Origin of the sequence: Metapseudomonas resinovorans DSM 21078 (assembly GCF_000423545.1) — a bacterium.
Lineage (GTDB): Bacteria > Pseudomonadota > Gammaproteobacteria > Pseudomonadales > Pseudomonadaceae > Metapseudomonas > Metapseudomonas resinovorans.
The window spans coordinates 81,485-94,542 of sequence record NZ_AUIE01000008.1; the positions used below are offsets into that span (position 1 = coordinate 81,485).

Sequence of the window (13,058 nt, forward strand, 5' to 3'; positions counted from 1 at the left end):
GTTTTTCCCCTCACCCCAACCCTCTCCCGCAAGCGGGAGAGGGGGTCAAAGGGCTTCCAGACTCGCCATCAGGTCATCCAGCCGGCTGGCCTTCTGTTCACTGATGGCGCTGTCTTCCAGCGACTCGATGTAGTGCGCCAGCTCCTCGACCGTGGCGCACTCGAACATGGCCCTCAGCGGCACGTTGCGTTGCAGGGTCTTCTGCACGCGGGAGGCGATCTGCGTGGCCAGCAGCGAGTGCCCGCCCAATTCGAAGAAGTTGTCGGTGACCCCGACCCGCTCCACCTTGAGCACCTCGCCCCAGATGCCGGCGAGGGTGCTTTCCAGTTCGCTGCGCGGGGCCTGGAAGGCGCCCTGGGCCTGGCCGATATCCAGTGCCGGGAGGGCCTTGCGGTCGAGCTTGCCGTTGGCGTTGTGCGGCAGCTCGGACAGGTGCAGCCAGTGCAGCGGCACCATGTACTCGGGCAGCGTGGCCTTGAGCGCTTGCTTGACCCGCTCGCGCAGCGCGGCCACGTCCACCTGCGGATCGACCGGCACCAGGTAGCCCACCAGTTGCTTGCCGGTGGCGCCCTCCTGCACCGCTACCGCGCCGTCGCGAACCTCGGGGTGTGTATGCAGCCGCGCCTCAATTTCACCGAGCTCGATACGGAAGCCCCGAATCTTCACCTGGTGATCCACGCGGCCGACGTACTCCAGCACGCCATCGAAGCGGCGCCGCGCCAGGTCACCGGTGCGGTACAGACGCATCCCCGCTTCACCGAACGGATCAGGCAGGAACACCAGGGCGCTGCGAGCCGGGTCACCCACATAGCCACGACCGACGCCCGTGCCGGCAACGCAGAGCTCGCCCACCGCACCCATGGCCACCGGTTGCAGCTCGGCGTCCAGCAGGTAGAGGCGGTTGTTGTCCGTGGGCGTGCCGATGGGCAGGTAGGCACCTTCGGTGGAGGCCGGGTCGACGCGGAACAACGCCACGTCGTCCGAGCACTCCGCCGGACCGTAGGCGTTCACCAGGCCGATGGCCGGGTAGCGTTGCAGCCACTGGCGCGCGAGTTCCGGCGGCATGGCTTCGCCGGTGGGCAGCATCCAGCGCAGGCCGGCAAGGTCCATGGCATCGGAGGCGAGCATGCCCTGGATCAGCGACGGCACGCTCTCCAGGACAGTGATGCCGCGTTCGCGCACATGGGTCAGCAGCGCCAGCGGATCGTGGGCGATGGCGTTGGGCACGATGTCCACCTGGGCGCCACAGAGCGGCGCGGTGAGGAACTGCCACACGGAGATATCGAAACTCTGCGACGCCGTCTGGGCGATCACGTCCGCTTCGCTCAGCGACAGGTACGGCACCTTGCTCAACTGATTGTTGAGCATGCCGGCCTGCTCGACCATCACGCCCTTCGGCTGCCCGGTGGAGCCGGAGGTGAAGATGATGTACGCGAGGTTGCCTGGGCCGCTGTAGATGCCGAGGTCCTGCTCATCGCCCTCGCCCGACTGCAGCGCTTCCCACACCAGCAAACGCGGACGGTGGGCGCAGTTGAGTTCATCCAGCAGCGCGCGGGCCTGGGCCTCGAAGGCACGGGAGCAGACCAGCGCCGGGGCGCGGCTGCGTTCCAGGATATCGACCAGACGCTGTGCCGGATGCGCAGGGTCCAGCGGCAGGTAGCCACCGCCGGCCTTGAAGGCGCCGATCATCATGCCGAGCAGTTCCAGGCTGCGATCGCCCAGCAGTGCCACTGGCTGGTCGAGACGCACCCCGGCCGCCACCAGGGCGTGGCCCAGGCGGTTGGCGCGGCAGTTCAGTTCCCCGTAGTTCCAGGCCTCGCCCTGGCAGGTGGCAACGGTCTTGTGCGGGTGCTCCGCCACCTTCGCCTCGAACAGGCGCACATAGCCCTGGTCCAGCGGGTAGGCGCGTTCGGTGCGGTTGCAGTCTTCGAGCAGGAAGCCTCGCTCCTCCTCACCCAGCAGCGGCAGTTCGGAGAAGTCGCTACCGATGTAGTCGCCCAGGGCCAGCAGCAAGCGCTTGAAGTCGGCCAGCAGCCTGTCGATGGTCGCTTCCTCGAAGAAACGCTGGTCGTAGGAGAGGTGCAGGCTGAGGTCGTCGCCCGGGTAGCAGACCACCGTGAGCGGGAAGTTGGTGTGGGTACGGCCGGACTCCGAGCTGGCGGACAGGCTCTGGGCACGGTCCAGCACCGAGACTTCCACCGGTGCGTTCTCGAACACGAAGAGGCTGTCGAACAGCGGCTGGCCCTTGGGCAGCTCGCTGCATTCCTGCACCTTCACCAGCGGCAGGTATTCGTACTCGCGCAGCGCCAGGTTGTGTTCCAGCAGCGATTGCAGCCAGTCGCGCACGCTGCATCGCTCGCCCACGGCTGGCATCGGCACCCGCAGCGGGATGCTGTTGATGAACAGGCCGACGGTGCGCTGCATTTCCGGCATACCCACCGGGCGCCCGGCCACGGTGACGCCGAACAGCACGTCGCGCTCCCCACCGTAGCGGCGCAGCACCAGGGCCCAGGCCGCCTGGGCGAAGGTGTTGATGGTGAGCTGGTGACGCTGGGCCAGCTCGCGCAGGCGTGCACCCTCTTCCACCTTCAGGCGGATGATGCGGTCGCCCACCCGCATGGCGCCGTTGTCACGCAGGAACGGTCGGTCGCTGGGGATGTAGCTGGGCCGCTCGAAGCCGCGCAGGTTGTCACGCCAGAAGTCGGCGGCGGCCTGGACGTCCTGCTGTTGCAGCCAGCCGATGTAGTCACGGTAGCGCGGTGGCGTTGGCAACTGCGCTTCGCGGCCCTCGCCCAGCGCACCGTAGATTTCCAGGAAGTCGCCCATCAGCAGCGAGCGGCACCAGGCATCGATGAGGATGTGGTGGTTGCTCATGATGAACCAGTGGCGCTCGGCACCCAGGCGGATCAGGCGCAGGCGGAACGGTGCCACCTCCAGCAGATTGAAGCCGGCTTCGCGCTCGGCCTTGAGCAGGTCGCGCAGACGTTGCTCATGATCGTCTTCCGCTTCGGCGCTCCAATCCAGCAGCTCGATGGCAGTGGTGCTGCGGCGATGGATGATCTGCTGCATGTTCTCGCCGCTGTTCCACCAGAACGAGGCACGCAAGGCTTCGTGCCGGTCGACCACGGCGTGCCAGGCGGCGGCGAAGCGCTCGAAGTCGATACCGCTGTTGATGGTGTAGCGGTCCTGCATAAAGTAGATGCCCGAACCCGGCTCCAGCAGGGTGTGCAGCAACAGGCCTTGCTGCATGGGCGTCAACGGGTAGATGTCGGCGATCTCGCTGGGGGCCAGAGTCAGGCCGTCCAACTGATCCTGGGAGAGCCTGGCCAGCGGGAAGTCGGACGGCGTGATGCCAGCGACGCCCTCTTCCAGGCAATGGTGCAGCAGCCCTTCCAGCTCGGCCTGGTAGTCCGCCGCCAGGCGCTCGACGGTGGCCGGGGCGAATACCTGCTCGCTGAAGGTCCAGCGCAGCTGCAACTCGCCGCCGTATACCTGGCCGTCGATGCTCAGCCAGTTCGGCAGTGGCGCGTCCACGTCATGCTGGGCACCGGCCGGCTCTTCCAGTGGGCGGAACAGCGCATCGGCACCGAAGCTCTGGTCGAACTGACCCAGGTAGTTGAAAGTGACCCGCGCCTGCGGCAGGGCTTGCAGCGCCTGGCGCAAGGGGGCATCGGCCAGGTAGCGCAGCACGCCGTAGCCGAGCCCTTTGTGCGGCACCGCGCGCAGTTGCTCCTTGATCGCCTTGATCGACTCGCCCAGGCCATCAGCCATAGTCAGGCGCAGCGGGTAGGCGCTGGTGAACCAGCCGACGCTGCGAGTCAGATCGATCTCGTCGAACAGCGCTTCGCGGCCATGACCTTCCAGTTGTACCAGCGCCGAATCGCTGCCGGTCCAGCGGCAGAGCACACGCGCCAGGGCGGTCAGTAGCAGGTCATTGACCTGGGTGCGATAGGCCGCCGGTGCCTGTTGCAGCAGCGCACGGGTGCGATTCGCGTCCAGCCTCGCGGTTACACTGCGGACATGCCGCTCGGTGTTTTCTCCCTGGGGGTTGTCACGCGGCGGTTCAACATCGGCACCCTGCAGGTGCGCCTGCCACCAGGCCTGTTCCTCACGCAGGGACTCGCTGCTGGCGTAGGCCGCCAGGCGCCGGCTCCAGTCGCCCAGGGCGCTGGTCTTGGCGGGCAGGCTCGGTTCGCGATCTTCCGCCAGTTGCCGGTAGAGGCTCTGCAGGTCTTCCAGCAGCACGCGCCAGGACACCCCATCCACCACCAGGTGGTGGATGGCCAGTAGCAGGCGTTGCTGATCGTCCGGCCCTTCCGCCAGCACGGCTCGCAGCAGCGGGCCGTGAGTGATATCCAGACTGCGCTGAGCGCTTTCGAACAGCGCCTGGCGTTCAGCCCCGTCCGCTACCCGGCTGTGCCAGAGAAGCCCTTGCCCTTTTTGCGGAGCGCGGTACTCGGCGCTCCAGGCACCCTCGGTACGGCGGAAGGACAGGCGCAAGGCATCGTGCTGTTCCAGCAGGCACTCCAGCGCGCGTTCCAGCAGCGCCGGGTCGAGCGCCATGCCGGGCTCCAGCAGCAGCGCCTGGTTCCAGTGGTCCAGTCCGCTGTCACGCCCGTCGAAGAACCAGTGATGGATCGGCGTCAGCCCGGCCGGACCGCTCAGCGGGCCCTGCTCGATGGCGGCCACGTCCTTGCGCGGTCCGTCCTGGGCGGCTTCGGCCAGGCTCTGCACGGTCTGGAAGCGGAACAGGTCCTTGGGTGTGAAATGGATGCCCTGTTGCCGCGCGCGGCTGACCACCTGGATGGAGAGGATGGAGTCGCCACCCAGTTCGAAGAAGTTGTCGTGAATGCCCACCTGGGACAGGTTCAACACCTCGCGCCAGATCTCTGCCAGTTGCTGTTCACGCGGGTTGCGCGGCGCGGCGTAGGCCTGGCGGCCATGCTCCGGGTCCGGCGCCGGCAGGGCCTTGCGGTCCAGCTTGCCGTTGGCGGTCAGCGGCATGCGCTCCAGCAGCACCACGTGCGCGGGCACCATGTAGTCGGGCAGCAGCGCCTTGAGTTGGGTCTTGAGCTGTTCGCGGTACGCGGCCTGCCGTTGGGCGTCTGCGCGGGTGAGGCTCACCTCCTCCGACAGCACGTAGCCCACCAGTTGCTTGCCGCCACTGGCGTCCAGCGCCAGAACCACGGCCTCGCGTACACCCGGCAGGGCTTGCAGGCGGGCTTCGATCTCGCCAAGTTCGATGCGGAAGCCGCGAATCTTCACCTGATGGTCGATACGGCCGACGTATTCGATCAGGCCGTCGTTGCGCTGGCGCACCAGGTCGCCGGTGCGGTACATACGACCGCCCTGGCCCCCGAACGGGTCGGCGACGAAGCGTTCGGCAGTCAGGCCGGCACGCTGGTGGTAACCACGGGCGAGGCCTTCGCCACCTACATAGAGCTCACCGGTGGCACCCGGCGGCACCAGGTTGAGGTCGGCATCCAGCACGTAGAGCGCGCGCGCGCCCACCACCTTGCCAATGGGCACGCTGCTGGCGCCCGCCTCCAGTTGTTCCGGCGCCAGGCTGGCCAGGGGCATGACCACGGTTTCGGTGGGGCCGTAGGCGTTGAAGAAGGCTTCCGGGGAGAAGGCCGCACGAATGCCGTGCAGGTACTCCGGGGTAAGCGCCTCGCCACCGGTGATGCACAGCCGCACCGGCAGGCGCTCGCCACGACCGCCCAGCCACTGCGCCAACTGGCAGCCGTAGCTCGGGGTGAAACCGAGGATGGTCACACGCTCGTCGCGGATCAGCGCGCAGATCTCTTCCGCGCCCCATTGGCCCTGGGCGCGCAACACCACCCGCGCGCCGCATACCAGCGGCGCCAGCAGGCGTTCGCTGGCAGCGTCGAAGTTGATGGAATAGAAGTGCAGCTCGCAGTCATCGCGGCGCATGCCGAAGTCGGCGACCACGGCCTGCAGGTGCATGGCGATGGCCCCCTGATCCACACCGACGCCCTTGGGCTGGCCGGTGGAGCCGGAGGTGTAGATGACGTAGGCCAGATTCTCCGGGCCGCTGCGCAGCGGCAGGTTGTCAGGGGCGTAACCCGCCAGGGCGGCGCTGTCACGCTCCACGCACCAGCCGCGAACGCCTTCGGGCAGTTCGCCCAGGGCATCCAGCAGGCCGGCCTGGCCCAGCAACAGGGCGATGCCGCTGTCTTCCACCATGTAGCGCAGGCGGTCCAGCGGGTATTCCGGGTCCAGCGGCACATAGGCGCCGCCGGCCTTGAGGATGGCCAAGAGGCCAACGACCATTTCCAGCGAACGCTCCAGGGCCAGGCCCACCCGCACTTCCGGGCCCACGCCCAGTTCCGCCAGGCGTCGAGCCAGCTGGTTGGCGCGGGCATTGAGTTCCGCGTAGCTGAGGTGCTGGCCGGCGAAGGTCAGCGCCGGCGCGTCAGGAGTGGCCGCGACCTGGCGCTCGAACAGTTGCTGCACAGTCGTATTCAGCGGGTAGGCATCCGCCCCCTGACGGTGAGCGGCGACCAGCGCGGCATGTTCTTGCTCAGTGAACAGCGGCAACTCGGACAGTCGCGCATCCGGCGTCTCGATCATCGCCCGCAGCAGGTGTTGCCAATGCTCGGCCATGCGCGCGATGCGCGGGCGGTCGAACAGGTCGCAGCTGTAGGTCAGGCAGCAACCCAGGCGTTCGTCGAGGTCGGTGACCTCCAGGTTCAGGTCGAACTTGGTGGCGCGGGCGTCGTTGGCGATGTACTCCAGCTTCAGCCCGGCCACTTCGCGGGTCTGCTGGAATTCCCAGCGCTGCACGTTGCACATCACCTGGAACAGGGGGTTGTAGGCGGCGCTGCGCTGGGGTTGCAGGGCTTCTACCAGATGATCGAACGGCAGGTCCTGGTGGGACTGGGCGTCGATGGCCACCTGGCGCACCTGCTCCAGCAATTCACGCGCGCTCATCCGGCCCTCGGGCTGCACGCGCAGCACCTGGGTGTTGAGGAAGGCGCCGATCAGCCCCTCGCTTTCCGGGCGGATGCGGTTGGCCACCGGTGCGCCGATGCGCAGGTCATCCTGGCCGCTGTAGCGATACAGCAGCACGCCCAGTGCGGCGGTCATGGTCATGAACATGGTCAGGCCATGCTCGGCGTTGAAGGCGCGCACGCGCGCAGCCAGGCGGTCGTCCAGGTCGAAGCGGAACAGGTCGCCGGCATGGCTCTGCACCGGCGGGCGCGGACGGTCGCCGGGGATTTCCAGCAGCGGCTGTTCGCCCCCCAGCTGGGCTTTCCAGTAGTCCAGCTGGCGTTGCATCTCGCCGCCTTCCAGCCACTGGCGGTGCCACTGGCTGTAGTCCAGGTACTGCACCGGCAGGGGTGCCAGCTCCGCTTCGCGGCCTTCGAGTTCGGCGGCGTAGAGTTCGGCCAGTTCACGGGCGAAGATGTCCATCGCCCAGCCTTCGGTGACGATGTGGTGCAGGGTCACGACCAGGTAATGCAGCTCGGCCTCGGCCTTGACGAGGCACACCCGCAGCAGCGGACCCCGCTCCAGGTCGAACGGCTGGTGTGCCTCGGCATCGGTGAAGGCCTCCAGACGCGGCTGGAACTCATCGACCGGTAATGCCGAGAAATCCTCGCGGCGAATGCGCAAGCCACAGTCCTCGGACACCTGCTGCACCGGCACCCCGCCTTCGCTGGGGAAGGTGGTGCGCAGGGTCTCGTGGCGTTTCACCAGGGCCTGCAGCGCGGCTTCGAAACGGTCGGCCTCCAGCCGGCCGCTCATGCGCGCCACGCCGCCGACGTTGTAGGCCGGGCTGTCCGGTTCCATTTGCCAGAGGAACCACATGCGCTGCTGGGAGTAGGACAGCGGCAGCGGCTGGCTGCGGTCGACACGGGTAATGGCGCCCTGGCTGTCACGCAGGCCGGCGGCCAGGGCCGCTTCCACACGGGTGGCGAAAGCGGACAGGCGGCTGGCGTCGAACAGCGCTCGCAACGGGAGTTCGATATCGAAGGCCTGACGGCTGCGGGACACGATCTGGGTAGCCAGCAGGGAGTGGCCGCCCAGTTCGAAGAAGTCGTCGTCCAGGCCGACGTTCCCGATGCCCAGCACGTTGCACCAGATGGCAGCCAGGCGCTGCTCGACCGCGGTCTGCGGCGCCACATGCTCGCGCTGGCGCCACTGGGGTTCGGGCAGGGCCTTGCGCTCCAGCTTGCCGGCCGGGGACAGCGGCATGGCATCCAGGCGCAGCAGGTGCGCCGGCACCATGTAGTCCGGCAGGGTTTGCTGCAAGGCGTCCTTGAGGCCCGCCAGCAGGTGCGCCTGGTCCTCGGTATCGGCGACCACGTAGCCCACCAATTGCGGTCCGGCCTGACTGTCTCGAAGGACCACAACCGCCTGGCGTACGCCGGGCTGGGCCAGCAGGCAGGCTTCGATTTCTTCCAGTTCGATACGGAAACCACGCAGCTTGACCTGCTGGTCGACGCGGCCGAGGTACTCCAGCACGCCGTCGGCGCGCCAGCGCGCCAGGTCGCCGGTGCGATAGAGGCGCGAACCGCTGCCGTCCGGGTTGGGCACGAAGCGCTCGGCGCTGAGGCCGGCGCGGCCGAGGTAACCACGGGCCAGCCCCGCCCCACCGATGCACAGCTCACCGGCAACACCCGGCGCGGTGGGCGCCAGGTTGTCGTCCAGCACCAGGCACTGCACATTGCCCAGCGGACGACCGATGGGCACCGGAGCGCCCTCGCCCGCCTGGCAGTGCCAGTGGGTGACGTTGATGGTGGTTTCGCTGGGGCCGTAGCGGTTGTGCAACTGCACGGCCGGCAGTTGCTCGAACACACGGTCGCGAAGCTCCGCCGACAGCGCCTCGCCACCGGAGAACAGCAGGCGCAGGCTGGCGCATTGGGCCAGTTGCGGTTCGTCCACGAAGAGTTGCAGCAGCGCCGGGACGAAATGCAGCACGGTCACGCCGTGCTCACATACCAACTGGACGATGCGCGCCGGGTCGCGGTGTTCGCCAGGCGCGGCCAGCACCAGGCGGCTGCCGCAGAGCAGCGGCAGGAAGCATTCCCAGACGGACACGTCGAAGCTCACCGGCGCCTTCTGCATGAACACGTCATTCGTGCCGAAGCCGTAGGTGTCACGCATCCACAGCAGGCGCTCGGAAAGCGCCGCATGGGTCACGCCGACGCCCTTGGGCTTGCCGGTGGAGCCGGAGGTGTAGATCACATAGGCGAGGTTCTCGCCGTGCAGGTGCAGCGCAGGGGCGGTGTCTGACCAGTGGCCCTCATCGGCAACGTCCAGGTCCAGGCGCCGGACGTTGTCCGGCAGCTCCACCACGTCCAGGTGGCTCTGGGTCAGCAGCAGCTGGACTCCGCTGTCGGCGACCATAAAGGCCAGGCGCTCGCGGGGGTAGTCCGGGTCCAGCGGGATATAGGCGCCGCCCGCCTTGAGGATCGCCAGCAGGCCCACCAGCAGTTCCGGCGAGCGTTCGGCGCAGATGCCAACCCGCACTTCTGGCGCGACGCCCAGGGCGCGCAGGCGGTTGGCCAGGCGATTGGCACGGGCATTCACTTCACCCAGCGACAGGGCGGGGTTACCCAGCAACAGCGGGCGTTCGCCGCCAGCGGCGACCTGCTCGTCGATCAGTTCCGGCAACCAGCGCCGGGCACGTTCACCGGGTGCGCTGCCCCAGAGGGCGAGCCGCGCGCGCTCGGTATCACCCAGCAGTTGCACGTCGCCAATGGCCAGCTCGGGACGTTCCGCGACCTGCCAGAGCAGGCGCTGGAAGTGGGTGGCCAGACGGGCGATGGTGGCTTCGTCGAACAGCTCAAGGGCGTAGTCGAACGACAAGCTGATGCGCCCGCGCTCGTCTTCTTCGCTCTGCAGTTGCAGCTCGAACTTGGCCTCGAGGCTGTTCCAGGGAAGCTCCTCGGCGGACAGGCCGGGCAGGCGTTGCAGCGCACGGTGATCACGCTGCTGGTGGTTGAACAGCACCTGGAACAGGCCACCCTGGGCGCGGGCCTCCGGGAAGGCTTCCAGCAACTGCTCGAAGGGCAGCGCCTGGTGCCCCTGGGCGCCGAGAACGCGCTGACGGGCCTGGGCCAGCAGCGCATCGAACGGCATGCGGCCGTCCAGTTCACCGCGCAGCACCAGGGTATTGATGAAGAAGCCGATCAGGCCCTGGCTTTCCAGGCGCGAGCGGTTGGCACTGGGTACGCCGAGGCGGATGTCCTTCTGCCCGCTGTAGCGGTGCAGCAGCGCTTGCCAACCCGCCAGCAAGAGCATGAACAGGCTCGCGTCGTGGTCGCGAGCGACCTGGTTCAGGCGCTCGGCCAGGGCCTTGTCGAGGCGAATGCTGTAGCGCCCGGCGCGGTAACGGGCATCCGGCGAGCGCGCCCGGTCGGTGGGCAACAGCAACAGCGGCTGCTCCTCGCCCAGTTGGGCCTTCCACCAGTCGAACTGGCGCTCGCCCTCGCCTGCCGCCAGCCACTGGTTCTGCCAGGCGGCGAAGTCGGCGTACTGCAGCGGCAGCGGTTCCAGCGTCGCGTGGTGGCCGAGGCCAAGGGCGCTGTAGAGCCGGGAAAATTCGTCCAACAGCAGGTTCAGGGACCAGCCGTCGGCAATGATGTGATGCAGCGTCACCAGCAGCAGGTGATCGCGCGCGTCGATGCGCACCAGGCTGACGCGCAGCAGCGGGCCGTTTTCCAGGTCGAAGGGCGTCAGCGCTTCGGACTCACGAATGGTCTGGGCGCGGGCTTCGGCATCGGGCTGGTCTTCGAGGTCGATCAGGCGCAGCTGGAAGCCACCAGCCGGGTGGATGCGCTGCACGGGCTGACCATCCAGCTCATGGAAGGTGGTGCGCAGGGATTCGTGGCGTTCCACCAGCAGTTGGAAGCTCTTCTTCAGTGCGACGTTATCCAGGCTACCGCGCAGGCGCAGCGCACCGGGAATGTTGTAGGCGGCGCTGTGCGGGTCCAGCTGCCAGAGGAACCAGAGGCGGTTCTGGGCGGCGGATTGCGCCAGTGGCTGGCTGCGGTCAAGACGCGCGATTGCCCCTTGCGCCTGTCCTCCCTCCGCTGCGAGACGCTCCACCCGGTTGGAGAACTCACCCAGGGTGGGCGCTTCAAAGAGGTGGCGCATTTCCACGGCAACACCCAACTCTTCCCGCAGGCGAGCCATGACCTGCACGGCGCGAATGGAGTTGCCGCCCAGGGCGAAGAAGTTGTCAGTAGAGCTCAGCTCCGCCACCTCCAGTTGCTCACGCCAGAGCCTGGCCACCAGGCCGTCGGCGGCCGGTGCGGGTTCATCACCCGGCTGGCGGATCGCTTCGCCCTCGCGGAACAGCGCGTAGTGATCGAGGCTGCCGTCGGCCAGTTGGCTGCGGCAGGCGGAACGCTGCAACTTGCCGCTGGAGGTCTTGGGCAGCGCGCCGGGGTTGAGCAGCACGACAACGGCCGGGCTTTCCTGATGGGCTTCGGCCACGGCCTGGCGGATCATCTTTACCAGCACATCCGGCGGCACCATCTTCTGTACGCGACGACCGATCTCGGCGGCGATGCCGATACCCTCATTGCCCTGGTGCTGTACGGCAAAGGCGGCGACGCGGCCCTTGCGCACCACCTCGACTTCGGTCTCGACGGTGCGCTCGATGTCTTGCGGATAGAGGTTGTGGCCGCGGACGATGAGCATGTCCTTCAGCCGGCCGGTGACGTGCAGCTCGCCTTCCAGCAGGAAGCCCAGGTCGCCGGTGCGCAGCCAGGTGCGGCCGTCACGTTCGACGAAGGTGCGCGCGCTGGCTTCCGGGTTGTTCCAATAGCCCAGGGCGACGCTGGCGCCGCTCACCCAGATCTCGCCGACCTGGCCTTCACCCAAGGTGACGCCATCCAGCGGGTCCACCAGCTTGAGTTCGTGTTCCGGCTGCGGGTAACCGCAGCTGATGGCCGTAGCGCCCACACCGGTCTCGGCGCGGTTGGCGGCCAGGGCGTCGGCGTCCAGCTTACGGACATTGATGCCCTGGCCACGGCGGGCGCCGGTGACGAAGAGCGTGGCTTCCGCCAGGCCGTAGCAGGCGAACCAGGCCGCCGTGTCAAAGCTGCACGGGCTGAATTTCGCCGCGAACGCGTCCAGGCTGTCCTTGCGGATGGGTTCGGAACCGGAGAACGCCAGGCGCCAGCCGGACAGATCGAGACGCGCCAGGGCCGATTCGCTGATGCGTTCGCAGCACAGGCGATAGGCAAAGTCAGGGCCACCGCTGACGGTACCGCCGAAGCGGCTGATCGCGTCCAGCCAGCGCACCGGGCGTTCGAGGAAATACTGCGGCGACATCAGCACCACCGGCACGCCGCTCCAGATGCCCTGCAGTAGGCCACCGATCAGGCCCATGTCGTGGTAGAGCGGCAACCAGCTGACGATCACATCGTCATCGCAGATGCCGAAGCCCTGGCGGATCAGCTTCTCGTTGGCCACCAGGTTGCCATGACTCACCTGCACGCCCTTGGGCAGCGAGGTGGAACCGGAGGTGTATTGCAGGAAGGCGATGTCGGTATCGGCCAGTTCAACGCCCTGGAAGGCATCGGCCAACGACGCGTCCAGGCGGTCGACGCAGAGCAGGCTGCCGGACTCCTCGCCCAGCGCGGCCTGCAACTGGGCCTCCAGGTCGGTGGAGGTCAGCACCAGGCGTGGCTCGGCATCATCGAGGATGGAGTGCAGGCGCTGCAGGTGGTGTTGGCGGTTGGATTCCGGCGGGTAGGCCGGCACGGCGATTACACCAGCGTAGAGACAGGCGAAGAAGCTGGCGACGTAGTCCGGACCACTGTTGAACAACAGCACGGCGCGATCACCGGCCACGGCGCGCTGCTGCAGGGCTGCCGCAACACGGCGGGCACACTGGTCCAGTTGGCGGTAGTCGAGCACTTCGCCCGTACCCTGGTCCTCGGTGAGGAAACGCAGGGCCATACGTTCCGGCTCCGCCGCAGCGCGACGCTGCAACGCCTCCACCAGGGTGCCTGGGAGATCGAACACTTCCGTCATTTTTCTTTCCTGCCTGAATACGGCTTGCAATCGGTTTGATC

1 protein-coding gene is annotated in these 13,058 nt (G+C 67.6%); it reads right to left on the reverse strand.

Annotated elements, in window-relative coordinates:
- Positions 1–45 precede the first annotated feature (45 nt).
- Complete coding sequence (locus G559_RS0109090) at positions 46–13,017, reverse strand: non-ribosomal peptide synthase/polyketide synthase (RefSeq protein ID WP_028627920.1); 12,972 nt, start codon at positions 13,015–13,017, stop codon at positions 46–48.
- Between the last annotated feature and the right edge of the window lie 41 nt (positions 13,018–13,058).

Coding starts and splice junctions, on each gene's coding strand:
- G559_RS0109090 (WP_028627920.1), bottom strand. CDS start 13,017: ATGACGGAAGTGTTCGATCTCCCAGGCACCCTGGTGGAGGCGTTGCAG.